The organism is Bacillus sp. 522_BSPC (genome assembly GCF_001076885.1).
Lineage (GTDB): Bacteria > Bacillota > Bacilli > Bacillales > Cytobacillaceae > Niallia > Niallia hominis.
Window position 1 is genome coordinate 1 of sequence record NZ_JVDT01000073.1, and the last position, 15,825, is coordinate 15,825.

General features: G+C 33.6%; 14 protein-coding genes. 4 read left to right on the top strand and 10 right to left on the bottom strand.

Going from position 1 to position 15,825, the window contains the following annotated elements; translation table 11 throughout:
- Positions 1 to 76: 76 nt before the first annotated feature.
- Positions 77 to 1,039, bottom strand: coding sequence for an ABC transporter permease (locus tag ADJ83_RS04995; RefSeq protein ID WP_197030897.1), 963 nt, complete (start codon positions 1,037 to 1,039; stop codon positions 77 to 79).
- A 237-nt stretch (positions 1,040 to 1,276) separates the two neighbouring features.
- Between ADJ83_RS04995 and ADJ83_RS05000 the strand changes: the two genes are divergently transcribed.
- Both ADJ83_RS05000 and ADJ83_RS05005 read left to right on the top strand, forming a co-directional pair.
- Complete coding sequence (locus tag ADJ83_RS05000) at positions 1,277 to 2,983, top strand: sensor histidine kinase (RefSeq protein ID WP_031538756.1); 1,707 nt, start codon at positions 1,277 to 1,279, stop codon at positions 2,981 to 2,983.
- A 3-nt stretch (positions 2,984 to 2,986) separates the two neighbouring features.
- Complete coding sequence (locus tag ADJ83_RS05005) at positions 2,987 to 4,609, top strand: response regulator transcription factor (RefSeq protein WP_031538758.1); 1,623 nt, start codon at positions 2,987 to 2,989, stop codon at positions 4,607 to 4,609.
- A 79-nt stretch (positions 4,610 to 4,688) separates the two neighbouring features.
- Here the strand turns inward: ADJ83_RS05005 and pdxA are convergent, their stop codons facing one another.
- From pdxA to ADJ83_RS05035, 6 genes are all read right to left on the bottom strand, one after another.
- Positions 4,689 to 5,693, bottom strand: a complete 1,005-nt coding sequence (gene pdxA / locus ADJ83_RS05010; protein ID WP_031538760.1) for a 4-hydroxythreonine-4-phosphate dehydrogenase PdxA — start codon at positions 5,691 to 5,693, stop codon at positions 4,689 to 4,691.
- Positions 5,690 to 7,000: a four-carbon acid sugar kinase family protein gene (locus ADJ83_RS05015; RefSeq protein WP_231512579.1), complete on the bottom strand. Its 1,311-nt coding sequence runs from the start codon at positions 6,998 to 7,000 to the stop codon at positions 5,690 to 5,692. The genes pdxA and ADJ83_RS05015 overlap by 4 nt, the downstream gene beginning before the upstream one ends.
- Complete coding sequence (locus tag ADJ83_RS05020) at positions 6,988 to 7,992, bottom strand: 2-keto-3-deoxygluconate permease (protein ID WP_035416584.1); 1,005 nt, start codon at positions 7,990 to 7,992, stop codon at positions 6,988 to 6,990. Before ADJ83_RS05020 ends, ADJ83_RS05015 begins: the two co-directional genes overlap by 13 nt.
- 149 nt (positions 7,993 to 8,141) lie before the next feature.
- Positions 8,142 to 9,839, bottom strand: a complete 1,698-nt coding sequence (locus ADJ83_RS05025; RefSeq protein WP_031538765.1) for a sigma-54-dependent transcriptional regulator — start codon at positions 9,837 to 9,839, stop codon at positions 8,142 to 8,144.
- Between the two features lie 175 nt (positions 9,840 to 10,014).
- The gene (locus tag ADJ83_RS05030) at positions 10,015 to 10,539 is read right to left on the bottom strand and encodes an NADPH-dependent FMN reductase (RefSeq protein ID WP_031538767.1); all 525 of its coding nucleotides are present in this window, start codon (positions 10,537 to 10,539) and stop codon (positions 10,015 to 10,017) included.
- Between the two features lie 50 nt (positions 10,540 to 10,589).
- Positions 10,590 to 11,210 (bottom strand): superoxide dismutase, encoded by a 621-nt coding sequence (locus ADJ83_RS05035; protein ID WP_031538768.1) that lies wholly within the window; start codon positions 11,208 to 11,210, stop codon positions 10,590 to 10,592.
- Between the two features lie 236 nt (positions 11,211 to 11,446).
- Here ADJ83_RS05035 and ADJ83_RS05040 point away from each other — a divergent pair, with 236 nt between their 5' ends.
- The gene (locus ADJ83_RS05040; RefSeq protein ID WP_035416586.1) at positions 11,447 to 12,079 is read left to right on the top strand and encodes a helix-turn-helix transcriptional regulator; all 633 of its coding nucleotides are present in this window, start codon (positions 11,447 to 11,449) and stop codon (positions 12,077 to 12,079) included.
- A gap of 66 nt (positions 12,080 to 12,145) precedes the next feature.
- Here the strand turns inward: ADJ83_RS05040 and ADJ83_RS05045 are convergent, their stop codons facing one another.
- From ADJ83_RS05045 to ADJ83_RS05055, 3 genes are all read right to left on the bottom strand, one after another.
- Positions 12,146 to 12,391, bottom strand: a complete 246-nt coding sequence (locus ADJ83_RS05045) for a DUF1450 domain-containing protein (protein ID WP_031538771.1) — start codon at positions 12,389 to 12,391, stop codon at positions 12,146 to 12,148.
- 329 nt (positions 12,392 to 12,720) lie between these two features.
- Complete coding sequence (locus ADJ83_RS05050) at positions 12,721 to 12,924, bottom strand: hypothetical protein (protein WP_031538773.1); 204 nt, start codon at positions 12,922 to 12,924, stop codon at positions 12,721 to 12,723.
- A 343-nt stretch (positions 12,925 to 13,267) separates the two neighbouring features.
- A complete protein-coding gene (locus tag ADJ83_RS05055; protein WP_031538775.1) occupies positions 13,268 to 13,744 on the bottom strand; it encodes a methylated-DNA--[protein]-cysteine S-methyltransferase in 477 nt (158 codons plus the stop codon).
- A 258-nt stretch (positions 13,745 to 14,002) separates the two neighbouring features.
- Here ADJ83_RS05055 and ADJ83_RS05060 point away from each other — a divergent pair, with 258 nt between their 5' ends.
- The gene (locus tag ADJ83_RS05060; RefSeq protein ID WP_031538776.1) at positions 14,003 to 15,394 is read left to right on the top strand and encodes an L-cystine transporter; all 1,392 of its coding nucleotides are present in this window, start codon (positions 14,003 to 14,005) and stop codon (positions 15,392 to 15,394) included.
- Positions 15,395 to 15,825 lie beyond the last annotated feature (431 nt).

Below are 15,825 nucleotides of genomic sequence, written 5' to 3' on the forward strand. Positions count from 1 at the left end.
ATTCCAACTTTTTTTCTTTTGTGATTTTTTATTAAATTTTTGAATAAGTGTTCCTTCCAAGACTGAGGCCTCCTTCCTATAATAAACTTGTTTTTGTTAGTTTCTTGGATAGCCAATTTACAAGAAGTAAAATGATAACATTTACTACGGTATTAAATAAACCAATCGCAGTTGATAAGCTATATTGAAAGTTTTGCATCCCTACCTTATAAACATAGGTTGAAATAACCTCACTTCCAGTTAAATTCAATGGATTTTGTAATAATAAAACTTTTTCAAAACCTACACTTAAAAGACTTCCAGCACGCAAGATTAATAAAATCATAGCCGTAGGCATAATAAGTGGTAAGTCTATATGGATAATTTTCTGTAGGCGGCTTGCACCATCCATCGTTGCAGCCTCGTAATAGGTAGGATCAATAGCTGACAATGCTGCCAGAAAAATAATACTATCCCATCCTAAATGCTGCCATACATCACTCCATACATATACACTACTGAAAAGTGTCGGTTTAGATAGAAGATTCGGCATTTCCATCCCAAATATAGATAAAATATTGGCTATAAGCCCAGTGCTCGGTGATAGAAAAATTAATATCATACCACACATTACCATCGTTGAAATAAAATGAGGCAAGTAAGTGGTAACTTGAAAGAATTTTTTAAACATTCCAATCCGCATTTGGTTACAGAGAATAGCTAATGCAATCGGAAGTGGAAACCCTACAAAAAGACTATACAAACTAATATATAATGTGTTTTTTAGCGTTAAACCAAATTGATAGGAATGAAAGTACTGTATAAAATGCTTCATTCCTACCCACGGGCTATTCCAAATCCCGAGTGCAGGAGAATAATCCTTGAACGCCATGATAATTCCATACATAGGGATATACGTAAAACAAATTAATAGAATGAGAGTGGGCAGAAGTAATACATATAATGGAAGACTTTTTTTCATCCGCTTTAAATAATTTCTCTTATTTGGAAAATCAGGTGTGATTTGCGTGTTTTTTTCCACAGCAATCGTACTTTTCAACTCTACCACCTCCTTTATTTGTTATAATTATTATATGAAAGCGCATTCAATAAAAATAGAGCTAATCCGACCTGAAATAATACTAATTAGGACAGATTTTCTTCTTATTTCTCTATTCCACACTAAGAAATAGCAGTATTCCGTTGTATTTCAGTTATTTTCCTTTTTCAAAACGGAATATTGCTAGAAAAAGTGTATTACGTTTATATAATGAAAATAAGCATTGGAGATGAGTAAATGATACGTTCCATTGATAAGAACCCATCCCGCTCTATAAATTACTATTTAAAAGTACTTTTAATCATTATGGTAATTATCTTACTAATAAACATGTTTATTAGTATGTTAACAATCTCTATTACAAGGAAACAAAGCATTGATACCATTACGAATTCCGTCAAATTTTATATAGAAAATGTTCGCTCCAATTTAAACGCGATAGACCACTTTATGATTTGGACAGTAGTACACGAACCAATAATTGAAGAAATGGAAGAGAATATGGATATGGACGTTTTCCCACAAAATTTAAGTAATTTTCGAACAAGAGTAAATGACTTTCAATACTCGATTGGAAAAGAGTTTCAGTTCTTTCTTGGTCTCAAAAAAGAATCGTTTTTTTCTAACGCTTCACCTATAGAACTACCTTATCAAGATTATCTACAAGCAAAGAATTACTTTTTCTCTAAAAATGATGCGCTACATACATATGAAATATTTAGTACATGGAAAACGATAAAAATAAACGAAACTTTTTATTTTTATCATCTATTAAGCTATGATAATCGAATTTTCGTTTGTTTAGTGTCTGCAGAAGATCTATTAAAACCTTTAAATGGCTTTAACTTAGGGAGTAATGGTTCCATCGTCATGAAACAAGAGGGAAAAACGATAATAACAACTGATCAACAAATGGCAAAAGATGAAGCGGCATCCTCTCCCTTTTTTACAAGCAAGTTACTATTTGAAGAAAAGAATATACTACTGCCGTTTAGCTTACAAATAAACGTAGATCATTTCGGTGCCTTTAAACATGTAGTTATCACACAAGTCCTCTTAATTCTTGCAACTATCGTTATTAGCATTATCTTATTTTTTATTTTTCTCTATATAAAAAATCGTTTAATCTTTCCTATTCAAAAGTTTTCTAAAAATCTATCTGAGCTAAACAATAGTAACGGTACGATTAATTTTGAAAGCAACAGCATTATCGAACTAGAGCAGGCTAATACACAATTCAAGAACCTAATGCAAGAAATAAAAAAATTAAAAATTAATATTTATGAGCAAGAGCTGGAAAAGAAAAGAATAGAGATGGATTTTTTACGATTACAGATTAAACCACATTTCTATATCAATTGTTTATCAAGTATTCATAGTATGGCAGAACTGCATATGTTTGCCGAAATCAAGAAAATGTCTATTGCGACATCCCGTTACTTTCGATACCTTTTTCAAACAAATCATCACCTTGTTTCGTTAAAAAAAGAGCTTGATCATATTAGCGATTATCTTTCTATTCAACAATTATTACATGGTCCTACTTTTCATTATGAAACATCCATTCAACTAAACATAGAGGAGATGCAAATACCTCCGTTGATTCTGCAAACTTTTATTGAAAATAGTATCAAGTATGGATTTTCTGATATAAATTATGAGGAAACTCTAATCATTTCACTAAGTATTACCCCTGCAAAAGACGAACAAAAATTGAACATTACCATAAAAGATAATGGGCCTGGTTATCCATTAGATATACTGAACAAACTTCAAAATCAACTACCCCTATCAGAAGTTAATGGAAAACAAATCGGAATAAATAATGTCATCCAAAGACTTCAAATGTTTTATGGAAATAGCTTTTCTATATCCTTTTCAAATGGAATAAATGATGGAGCTTTTGTTCAATTAGTTATACCAAAACAATTACTGGAGGAATAAAAAATGAATGTCTTAATAGTAGATGATGATCGATTTCTCGTTAAGTTATTGAAGGAAAAAGTTAACTGGGGAACTCTAGGGATTGAACAAGTTTATACTGCTCATAATATTCGCCAAGCAAAGAATATCTTTATTAATGAGAACATCCACTTGCTTATTTCAGATATAGAAATGCCATACGGTAGCGGTCTTGAATTATTAGCATGGGTCCGACAAGAAGGATATTCGATACAAACAATTTTTTTAACAAATTTTGCTGATTTTCATTATGCCCAAAAGGCCATTGAACTTCAGAGCTTTGAATACTATTTAAAGCCAATAGAAATCGATAAATTAGAGTTTAGTATTTTGAAAGCGATAAAAAAAATAAAAATAAGGCAGCAAAGCGAAGAGGCTATCCAAGTTGGCCAGTATTGGCAACAAAATAAACAAAAACTAGTGGATCATTTTTGGAGTTCCTATTTAAGTAATCCAAAATGGCTTAAAGCAGAACTGGAAGAACAATTACTAAAAAATCATTTAAGTTATTCCCCAGATGACTGCTTTTTGCCAATTCTATTAAACATATTTCCATATAAGATTTCGTTAAAAGAGAAAATACCTCCTATTTTAGAAATAGATGAAAACTTGGTCTTAAAATTAAACGTCCATTTAGAAGAATCCTTTAAGGAAACCCCTTTTTCTTTGGAAAGTATTGTTGGATTAGATATTAATAAAGAAAAATATGTACTTCTTATAAAAAATTCCAAGGAGCATTTCGATTATCAGTCATTCATTGCATTATGCCAGAACTTAATCCAGACTCTGCGAAATGATTTGTTAATAGATACTCGCTTTAGTTTTTGTTTTTCTACACCTTTAGAAAAACTTCACAAAGCAGTAAAACAACTACAACAAAAAAGCGAGGATATGATTGATTTTAGAAACACAGTTCAGTTTTTTCAATCTTATGAAAAGAAAACAAATCCGTATACAGAACCTAATTTGGACATTTGGGAAAAACATCTTCAAAACGGTAATAAACAAATGTTTCTAAATAAATGTGAACAATATTTAATTTACTTAAAAGATACCAATAATCTTAACCTTAATGTATTACACAATTTCCGATTAGACATCACTCAATTATTGTTTACTCATTTAAAAAAGCAGGAAGTGCTCGCTCACAAATTATTTGATGGAAATACGAATAACCTACTACAGACTCAATCATTACGTTCCATTGATGATATGATGATTTATATTACCTATTTAGCAGATACTTCACTCCATTATTTAGACTTTATTCATTCACAGAAATCTGTTGTAAATACCATTTGCGATTATATTGATGCACATTATCATGAAAATATCACAAGAGATAGCATTGCAAAAATTGTGTACTTAAGTCCAGATTATATTGCAAGAATTTTCAAGAAAGAAAAGGGCCTCTCTCTTGTCAACTATATCATTAAAAAAAGAGTAGAACTCGCTAAGACGTTACTCATTCAAACAACCTTGCCAGTTCATATCATCTCCGATAAAGTTGGTTATGGGAATTACTCTTACTTTACTAAACTGTTTAAAAAAGAGACAAACTATACTCCTTTTGAATATCGACGTAAAGAAAAAGCCTCCACTCATTAGAGTGTGAGGCCAAATTTATTTATCTCAAAAAAACTTGACTATCTACATCTTCTTTACCAGATTATAGAGACTACTTTGATCACAACTTAGGAGCTAATTCAACAGCCTGACGCATTGCTTCCATTAAGCTTTTTTCATCCGCAATCCCCTTACCTGCAATGTCAAATGCTGTCCCGTGGTCCACACTTGTTCGAATAATTGGCAAACCAACCGTAATATTTACTCCTGCGTCTAATCCCAATACTTTCACTGGACCATGTCCTTGGTCATGATACATTGCTACAACAATATCAAAATCTCCGCGAACTGCTCGGAAAAATAATGTATCTGCTGGAAGTGGGCCAACTGCTTCTATGCCCTCACTTTGTGCCTTCTCTACACCAGGGATTACTTTCTCTTCTTCTTCTCCATAACCAAATAATCCATTTTCACCAGCATGCGGATTTATACCACATACTGCAATTTTAGGGTTTTCAATTCCTGCTTTTTGCAACGTATCATGTGCGAGTTTAATAACATGATAAACACGTTCTGGATTTATCATTTTTACTGCATCAATAATCCCAACATGTGTTGTTACATGAATAACTTTTAGGTTAGGTGCAGAAAGCATCATAGAGAAATCTTGTGTTCCAGTAAGATCAGCTAAAATTTCTGTATGACCTGGATATTTATGTCCACCTTTATGCAATGCCTCTTTATTTAAAGGTGCCGTGCAAATGGCGTGAATTTTCTCTTCTTTTGCAAGCTCAATTGCTTTAGCAAGATATTGAAATGCTGCATTCCCTGCTTCTGGAGATACTGTACCAATAGGAAGCGTTTCATCCAATAAATTTAGATTTAAACAATAAACTGTACCATAATGATAAGATACTTCTGCAATGTCTTCTACAGATATATTCTTTATTATCAACTCGCTATTTACAAACTGTTTTGCTCTTTCTAAAATTTTACTATCACCAATTACTAAAGGTCGGCTAATATCATACATTTCCTCTTTACCGAGACTCTTTAGAATAATCTCTGGACCAACACCTGCTGCATCTCCCATTGTTATACCTACTATTGGTTTTAATTTACTCATACTATCACCCTTCTTTTGTTAATCATAAATTCTAATGCTTTTATTAATGATTCTTCTGCCCCAAATCCACCAGCCTTAGTAACCGCCCAATAACTATTAATCTCTGTTCTAATTTTACCAAAGGGAAGTCCTGCCTCAATCTCCAAATACAATTCCATTTCCGTAACACCTAGTGCTCGACATACTGCCTTGGCTGTATCTCCACCTGTTAACACTAAACCTTTGATAGTAGGAAAAGCCTTTAATAAATGGTTTGCAATAATCCCCAAACCGTTCGATATTGCCTCACTTACATCAGTTTTACTTAAACAAAGCTTCTTACCAGCTTCTACCGCACTCGTTCTGTTAGTATCATCAGCTTCCACATAAAGCACAAAATGTTTACAGCCCTCATGTTGCTCAACTTTATTCGCAAGCTCATCCAATCTATATATTTGATTAACTAAATCAACTGGATTAATTTTCAGAAAATAGGAATTTGTAAAACTCTCAACCTTGCATAATTGCTTTTTGGTTACTTGAGATAAACTTCCTGAAACAATAAGTGTATGATTAATTTCCATTTCTTCTGTATCTTTTACAGAAGCAGAATTTAGGTTTAATATTTCTGGCAAATACTCAATTAGTCCAGCTGATCCTGCCCATACGATTGATTTATTTATCCTTACAAACAGTTCTGCGATATGGAAAAGATCCTCTTCTGTTTCCGCATCACAAACAAACCATTTATTACCTTCCTCTATCGAAGAGCGTATGATGCTATCTATCTCTTCCTTAGATTTATGCCAAATTTCCTTATTTAATAGTTTAATTTTCCTATTATCTGTTGGATTTAAGAGCTTTAGTAGATAGGATTCTTCCACTGGTGTCTTCGGATCGTTTGAAAATTCAGTTTCTGTTATGATGACACCGCCTACAAAATGATGCCCATTGATGGTTTGACGTCCCATTTTGGGATAGGCTGGAGCAATAACAATGACCTCTGGCTCATAAACAGCTTCTATCGCTGTAAGTTCAGCTTCTATGTTCCCTCTTAGCGTGGAATCAACCTTCTTATATATATGTTGATACCCTCTTTTTTTTAGAAATGTAGCAGCCTCTACTACAGACTGATATGCTTCTTCTTCGTTTTTTGCTCTGCTATCCGTATCTAATATAAGAACATCAGAATCTGCGTTTTCAGACGAATTTTTAACATCAAACACTACAGTAGTTGACAAATCTTTCATCGCCAGTTGAACACCTGAATCATTAGCGCCTGTTAAATCATCTGAAATAATGCCCATTTTATTTCTCAAGTCGAACACATCCTTACCTTACATTTTGATACCTTGTTCCTCAAATTTATATCCTTTTTTTCTAATCTTTTCACTAAGAATCCTACATAGATTGGAAGTAGTATTGCTGTGGTCACCACAGAAGCAGCAACCTGAACTGTTGCAATATCCACCACTGATGCGAAGCTGACATTTGCAGCTGCTATTACTGCCGGAGTTGCCACCGCATTTCCAGCTGTTGAACCTTCCGCGGCTCCAACAATTGGATTCCATTTTAGAAGTTTAAATACATAATAACCAGCTGTTCCTGTTACAAAAACAGTTAATAATCCTAGAATGATTCCTGCTAAACCACCTTCTATAATGGCAGAGAAATTAATCCCCATTCCAAGAGCAAAAGCAAAGAATGGAATTAACATAGAACTTCCGCTATCTAAAAATTCTCTGATTTTATCATCTAAATTCCCTAACACCATCCCGACAACAATAGGAAGAAGCACGGAAATAAAGGAAGTAACAGAAAACAATCCATCAACAAATCCCATCGCACCAAAGATTGATAAAGCAACCATTGTTAAAAAAGGTCCATCATTAAGAGCTAAAAGTGAATAAGCTGCTCGGTCTTCTTTACTGCCGTACTGACCAACTAATGCAACAAATAATCCACCATTACTATTTGTCATTGCGGCAATAACTGCAATAGGTGCTAAACCTAACCAAAGACCATTATCTCCAGCAAATAGATACGCTAATAATCCAAAGACGGCACCAACTACCCATTTTGTTAGTAATAAAGTTGCCCCTTTCCCAACAGAAACTCCAAAAGATTTTACATTGATTTGTGCTCCAGTACATAAAAGAAATAATGCAATTAAAGTAGGTGCCCCATTAACAAATAAAGCCTCTGTAAAATTTCCAATTCTTAGAAGATTGGGAGTGAATGTATTTAACAGTGCTGCAATTAGCAACGGAACTACCATCATCCCTCCAGGAATCCGATCCAACGTTTCTTTTATCTTCATAATTTTAACACTCCTTTTAGTATGTTTCAATTTAAAACAATAAGTAATCGTTTACAATAGTAATTGTAATTGCTTTCATTTATTAACACAATGAAAATAGTATAAAACGTTGCAAAATTAAACACTAAGAACAAAAAAAAGCTGAAAATTTATTGTTTCAGCTTTCTCCATAGAGTCGTTCGATTTATCCCTAGTCTTTCTGCAACTTTTGTTTGATTATATTGCTCTTCTTCCATGACTGTATCAATAATTCTTTTTTCAATTTCTACTAAAGTACCTTGTAAAAATTCATTATCTTTACTTTCTAATTTATTTAACCTATCCCCTAAAAGCAGTTGAATTAACCTCTTCCCGATTACGAACCCCTTCTCTTCCTTTACAGCATCACGAATAAGAATATATAATTCTTCCACATTGCCTGGCCAGGTATAGGATTCCAATATCTCCATAGCATCTTCCTTTATTTTAATTGCTGAAGTTCCAAATTCCGCATGAAAAGCAGCTAAAAAAAATGCTACTAATGGCCTTATATCCTCTTTCCGCTCAGACAATGCTGGTAAATCAATACGTATGAAAACAGTATAAGAAAGAGAGTGATATATTTCAGTGTCTATCGTATCTATTGCAATAATCACTGTTATCCCCAAAGCATGTAACTTCTTTACTTTTCCAATAAATAATCTTAACTCGCTAGCATTTAACATTTCGATTTCATTAAAATATATCGATTTTATATCCGAGTCTATTTGATTTTTCATCGTAAGGAATGCAGCTGCAGATAGGATTCCTAAAAAACCAATCCCCCTATTTTTTTTGTAATGAATAAGTTTTGAAATTTGTTTTTTTCCAGTGCCCGATTTCCCTATTAGTATCCAATAATTATTATTAAGATTACTATCTATCTTATCGATACATCTCTTCATCTTCTCACTTTTAGAGATAATCACCGGTTGAGTTTGGACATCTATAATATGCAAAGGATTTTCCGGCACTAATTCATCTAATAAAGAGAATGCAAACAAATAATGATTCTCTCCCTCAAAATTTATTGGAACAATCATCTGTTTTATTCTTTTATGCTGATTCGTCTCTATTATATCTAGTTCTTCTTGAATATATTTTTTTTTATGTATCACATTTATCAATTTTTTTATTGGAACTTGCGTACGATCGAATATTGCCCAGTTTTCATAGACAATAGTCCCTTCACCATTCACTACAATAACATCCAATAATTGTCTCTCTATGGCGGTTTGCATAATAGTCATTTGCAAACGTTGCTTTCTCAGCATTCGGTAAATGCTCTTAACTTCTTTAATGGCTTCAAATATAGCTTCTCTTCCTGATTGTATCAGTATCCCTTCTAGATTATACTTAGCTGCTGCATCCCGTGTAATAACGTCCCCAATGATTAATTGATAGCCATCTATTTTCAATTGATTCACCAATGGTTCAACTTCTTTTGCATCCTCAATCGTAAATACCTCAATTGGAATTTCTAACAAATCTGTTATTGCTTTAGCTCCAATGGTAATGTTAGAGAACCCAACAATTGCTTTTTTTCCTGGATAATCATTTGCCAAGGTCAGTACGCGTAGCATATCATAGCCAGAAACATGTATATCAACAACTGGAATATTCACTTCTTGCTCTATTAATTGTGCCGTTCCCCCACGGCTTATTATTATCTCAATTCCTTGCTTTTCCGCCTCTTTTGCAATTGGAATTGCCTCCTGTAGATTCGCCAATTCAATATGCATATTAAGTTCATGATCAATTTTTATACATTCTTCCATTACATGCTCCAATGCAGGATATGGTGCAATTAATAAAGTTTTAATTTCCATCGTATTCACCTATCGTTCGTTATTACTTTATACATTGAAAGAAATAAGATTAGATGTCAAGTACCTGTTCCATAATTTAGTGGAGCTAAAACAAGCAAGAACCCTTTTAAATAATAAAAAACAGACCTACTAATATATAGCAGATCTGTCATGTGGTCATATAGATAAGCTTAAACTAGCGCTTTAAATAAACAATTTCCTCCGCTAATTTAGCCATTCGCTTTTTAACATCATCATCTGTTATTTCGTTTTCATCATCAAAATAATCATTATGCACAAAAACATTTTGTACGGTAACCAAACTTTTGAAATACGTAAGAATTGGCTTTAATTGGTATTCCATCACAAGAAAATGTTTATCTGTACCGCCTGTGATAACCATTCCTGTCACTTTTGATTTAAACGCATCTACTGGTAGATGATCAAAAAGATTCTTTAATACGCCTGTTATGGAAGCTTGATATACAGGCGTTCCTATAACAAGAGCATCTGCTGCTAATATAGTGTTTACTACTTTAATCGTATCATCATTATAATAGCTAAGTGGAGCACCGTTAACAAATTCAATCTCATACTCTCTTAAATCAATCAACTCCACTTGAACGGCTGGATCAAGCGACTTAGCTGCAACTAAAACTTCATTTACTGCTTTGGAAGTTTTTGCACCCACTAATGAGCCGGAAATTCCTACAAGCTTCATATTATCCTCCAAGCTTAAAGATAAGCATGAAACACTTAATCTTCGTTATCTTATTCGTTATTATTAGCAAATTTCCGAGCAACTACACTCCAATTAATAATAGAGAAGAAATTGGAAATGTATTCAGGTCTTCTGTTTTGATAATTTAAGTAATATGCATGCTCCCAAACATCTAAACCTAGGATTGCACGTTCTCCATCCATAATTGGATTATCTTGATTTGGTGTGCTTGTTACTTTCAAGTTACCTTCTTTGTCAACAACAAGCCATGCCCAACCAGATCCAAATCTAGTTGTAGCTGCTGCAGTAAACTGCTGTTTAAATGCATCAATGCTTCCAAATGCTTTAGTGATTGCTTCTGCTAGTTCACCAGAAGGAGCATTTTCTCCTGTAGCAGGAGCAATTACTTCCCAAAATAAAGAATGATTTAAATGACCTCCACCATTATTTCTAACCGCTGTTCTAATTTGTTCTGGGACTTCATCAAGATTACTTAATAGTTCCTCTAATGATTTTGCTTGTAATGCTTCCTGCCCTTCAAGTGCGGCATTTAAATTATTGACATATGTTTGATGATGTTTTCCGTAATGGATTTCCATTGTTTGTTGATCGATATGTGGCTCTAAAGCGTTAAATTCGTAAGATAAAGCTGGTAATGAATATGTAGTCATTTGTAATTCCTCCAATATTTTTATTTTTATACTTAACGGTTTAAAAAGTATAATTAAACAATAAACCAAGGTAAGAAAAAATGCAATCCTTTTTACTTCTGAATTTTGTAAATATATCTTTACAGACTTTGTACACATTAACTGCTTTCAACATTTTATACTATCTGGTATAATAAATTTTACTACATTTTAATTTACTTATATTTTCTCTCCAATGTATAGAATGGAGGTTTATGATGACCACTAAACAAAAAACTACAAAAGATAAAATCCTTCATTTCCTAAAAAAAGAAGGAGCTTTAACGGTAAATGAGTTTACAGATCGTTTGCAAATTACACATATGGCCGTGCGAAAGCACTTAACAATTTTAGAAAAAGATGGATTGATTCAATCAGAACTAATAAAACAGCCAATGGGACGTCCTATTCAAAGCTATACTCTGGCAGAAAGGGCAGAGTATTTTTTCCCGAAAAGCTATGAAGGAATTAGTATAGATTTATTGAATGATGTGAAAGAGCTGTATGGTGATGATTCTGTTCAGCAGCTATTTAATAAACGGGAAGAACGGCTTACAAATGAATATATCTCTCGGATGAGTGACAAGACTCCTTCTGAGAAAATGCAGGAAATGGTTGAGATTCAAAATGAAAAAGGATATATGGCAGATTTATCGAAAGTGGACGACCATACTTTTGAAATAACAGAATACAATTGTCCTATCTTAGAAGTAGCAAAGGAGTTTAAAGTAGCTTGTCGCTGTGAGACAGAAATGCTAAAAAATGTGCTAGGAACAAATACAGTAAGCAGAACATGTTGCCGTACTGAAGGAGATAACCACTGTAAATTTTTAGTGCAGTTTGTTTCTTAAAATAAGGAAAATAGAAAAGGGAAGTCTTTAAGCACTATTTGCTTAAAGACTTCCCTTTTTAAGATATTATGCAAAAATAGCTAATTCAGCTTCAATTTGCTTCATAATTAATTGGAGGCATTCTTCTGTGGTTTTCGCAAAAATTCTTTTTCCGTTTACAATGGCATATGGCCGTTTCGCACACATGCCACAAAATGAAAGACAGCTGCTTTCAATCACTGCCACTTCTGGATATTTTGATTCTATTATTTTTTCTAAATCTATTTCCGTAATCAGGCTTCCGTCACAAATTTCTACAACTACAATCCCCATCTTTAAAGCGCTCCTTTCTCATTTTCTGTACTAGCTATATATATATAACGATTTCACAATAGTTTCTATTAATAATAAATCATAAGAATTACTTCTTATTAATAATCTAATCCATCTGTTTTTTATACCGTATAGTATAAAAAACAAGTATATACATTTAATCACTTTCTGTATAAAAAAGCAAGAAAAGAAACTTAAGGATAACTAATCTTTTTCTTGAAAATAAAAAAACTCCTCCGTAGCTGACTTGTATGAAACAAATCAGAGATGATCTACATAAGGAGTTTCGTTTTATGCGTCTTTCCATTCCTTCTATGGAATAATTGTTCCTACCCTCCAAAAAATTTCTTTAACTTTTCCAATTCTTCTTCGCTGTAGGTTTTCGATTTATCAAAATAAGGGTTGTCTTTCAGCACATTTTTAGGGTCAAGATTTGTTTTAATCGATACACTAAGCACGTCTGAATCTTCAGCAATAACTCTGTCTGTTACGCTATCATAGTTGGATAGATTCGTTCCTTTTTGCTCTTCCATATAGTACCTCCTTTTTTCCTATAGGATTTTCTATTACCAATAATTTATGCTAAATATTATAGGTGAAAAATACTTCAAAACAGCCCTTTTCCCTCCCTTATATCAAATGGGAATATTATCCTAATTAATAATAATATTCGGAATAATTCGCTCAGGCATTCACAATATTTGCTTTTGTAATCGTTTTCAAATATAATATACATTAGGTTGGATAACATCAGTGGTTATCATCGTACGCAGCGCAGGTGGAGCTGGTACTCTTATAGAGCTTTTTTAAGTTCTAAAAAAGAAGCAGAAAATCTTCTTATTAATGGAGGATTTTCTGCTTCTTTTCTTTTCCTTATTAGATTGTTCGCTTAAATTTTTGCTCATGACTAAGCAACCATTCTTTTCTCCATAAGCCACCAGCATACCCAGTTAGGGTTCCATTTGCACCTATAATTCGGTGACAAGGAATGACAATACATAGCTTATTTTTTCCATTTGCACTTCCAACTGCTCGTACTGCCTTTTCGTTCCCTATGTTGTTGGCGATATCTTTATAGGATCCAGTACCAGCATACGGAATAGTCGTTAACGCGTCCCAAACTTGCTTTTGGAAAGGTGTCCCCCCTATTTCCATCGGGAAGGAAAAGTCACGGCGCTTCCCTTTAAAATAGTCATCTATTTGCTTGGAGCACGTAACTAATACATTTGGTGTAGATGCATTAATCAGATTTTCTGCCAGTTCTTTTTCCGAAAATAAGATAGAAGAAACAGCCTTTTCCGTTCCACTTATTTCTATTACTCCAATTGGAGAATGATAATCGATTGTATACATCCTAATCCCCCATATAGCCTTATTTGCTTTTTATTTTAACAGAAAGTTCTGTAACAAACACTATTCATCATGTATTTTATCTTCACCATATTTGCTAATTGATTAACAAGAATAAAAGCACCATATATTAAGTATCATAATTCCTCCTTTCTCAAAATTTTTATTTACAAATGTGATAAACAATGGTAGGATTTTAAAGAATTTAATTAATTCCTATTTAACCTATATGAATTAACAAAATTAAAGGAGGACATAGCATTGAACTTATTCACTATTTTAAACATTATCATCTTACTTATTTTGCTTAGCGTTCTTTTCTACATGCAAAAGAAACATATTTCCTTTTCTAAACGTGTGTTTACAGGATTAGGACTTGGGGTTGTATTCGGAGCTATCCTACAATTGATTTATGATCCTACTTCTGAGGTAATCACGAATACAAATGATTGGTTTGGTATAGTCGGAAGCGGATATGTAAAGCTATTACAAATGATTGTTATGCCGCTAGTCTTTATTTCGATCATTGCAGCATTCACAAAGCTTGAAAAATCAGCTAATCTTGGCAAGATCAGCGGTCTTGTAATTGGAACACTATTAATTACAACAGCTATTTCTGCTGGAATTGGTATTGCCACAACAGCTGGCTTTGACCTAAAAGCAATTGATGTAAGTGCTGGAGATGCAGAAATCCTTCGTGGACAACAACTAGAAGAAACTTTAGGAGAAGTCCAAAGCACAACAGTGCCACAAAAAATTCTTAGCTTTTTACCTGCTAACCCATTTCAAGATTTAACAGGTGCTAGACCAACATCTACGATAGCAGTGGTTATATTCGCCGCATTTGTTGGAGTTGCTTTCCTTGGTATTAAAAGAAAAAATCCAGAACAGGCAGCATTTTTTCAAAAAATCGTCGAGGCTATACATACGGTTGTTATGCGAATTGTAACATTAGTTCTACGATTAACTCCATATGGAATCCTTGCATTAATGGCAAAGACCGTTGCAGGAAGTAACTTCGATGCCATTGTGAAGCTAGGTAAATTTGTTATTGCTTCGTATGTTGCGTTAATTGCGATGTTTATTATTCATTTAATCATTCTTGCTATTATGGGACTAAGCCCAAAACAATATGTGAAAAAGGTTTGGCCAGTTCTTACTTTTGCCTTTACATCACGTACTAGTGCAGGGACAATGCCCTTAAACATTGAGGCACAAAAAAATAAACTAGGTGTACCTGAATCTATTGCAAACTTCTCTGCATCCTTTGGAGTATCTATTGGGCAAAATGGCTGTGCTGGAATCTATCCAGCAATGCTTGCAGTTATGATTGCACCGACACAAGGGATTAATCCTTTATCCCCTTCGTTCATCGCAACTTTAATTATTGTTGTTATGATCAGTTCTTTTGGGGTAGCTGGAGTTGGCGGAGGAGCAACATTTGCAACATTGATCGTTCTTTCTACATTAAACTTACCAGTTGCTTTAGCTGGGGTATTAATCTCTGTTGAACCATTAATTGATATGGGTCGTACTGCTTTAAACGTGAGTGGATCCATGGTTTCTGGTGTTGTAACAAGTAAAACACTCGGTGAATTAGATACGAAAAAATACCAGTCTAACGACATCAATGCTTCTGAAACTATCGCATAAAAAAACAAAGTTTTATTTAACAAAGGTTTCTGTTTTGAGGTGTTTTTCTTAAAGTGGGTGCCAATCTGACAGTAGCTTTGGCATCGTTATTAGTATATAAAATGGAAAACTCGCCATTGGAATTGGCGAGTTTCTTTATTTGGAATGCAAAATCCTTATTTATATAAAGTCTCACTTACTTTTGGTATGGTTCGCCGTAAGGCATTAAAACGATGGCCTCTTGGACTCACCCCCTTTTAAAAAAAGGTTTTGTCCTGAATCAAGTAACCTGCAAAAGGAAAATAAGCGGAGATTTTCCGGTTAAATGCAGAAATGAGCTTGTTTCGGGGTAAATAAGGGGAGGTTTTCCGATTACGCAAAGTAAAATCTCCCTTCTTCGCATTTTTCGAGTCAATAGACGGAATCTTTCCGTCTATTTAAGCATTCTTTAA

Bases quoted from the DNA above. Each gene is read 5' to 3' on its own strand.
- ADJ83_RS05000 (WP_031538756.1), top strand. From the start codon at position 1,277: ATGATACGTTCCATTGATAAGAACCCATCCCGCTCTATAAATTACTAT.
- ADJ83_RS05005 (WP_031538758.1), top strand. From the start codon at position 2,987: ATGAATGTCTTAATAGTAGATGATGATCGATTTCTCGTTAAGTTATTG.
- pdxA (WP_031538760.1), bottom strand. From the start codon at position 5,693: ATGAGTAAATTAAAACCAATAGTAGGTATAACAATGGGAGATGCAGCA.
- ADJ83_RS05020 (WP_035416584.1), bottom strand. From the start codon at position 7,992: ATGAAGATAAAAGAAACGTTGGATCGGATTCCTGGAGGGATGATGGTA.
- ADJ83_RS05025 (WP_031538765.1), bottom strand. From the start codon at position 9,839: ATGGAAATTAAAACTTTATTAATTGCACCATATCCTGCATTGGAGCAT.
- ADJ83_RS05030 (WP_031538767.1), bottom strand. From the start codon at position 10,539: ATGAAGCTTGTAGGAATTTCCGGCTCATTAGTGGGTGCAAAAACTTCC.
- ADJ83_RS05035 (WP_031538768.1), bottom strand. From the start codon at position 11,210: ATGACTACATATTCATTACCAGCTTTATCTTACGAATTTAACGCTTTA.
- ADJ83_RS05040 (WP_035416586.1), top strand. From the start codon at position 11,447: ATGACCACTAAACAAAAAACTACAAAAGATAAAATCCTTCATTTCCTA.
- ADJ83_RS05045 (WP_031538771.1), bottom strand. From the start codon at position 12,391: ATGGGGATTGTAGTTGTAGAAATTTGTGACGGAAGCCTGATTACGGAA.
- ADJ83_RS05050 (WP_031538773.1), bottom strand. From the start codon at position 12,924: ATGGAAGAGCAAAAAGGAACGAATCTATCCAACTATGATAGCGTAACA.
- ADJ83_RS05055 (WP_031538775.1), bottom strand. From the start codon at position 13,744: ATGTATACAATCGATTATCATTCTCCAATTGGAGTAATAGAAATAAGT.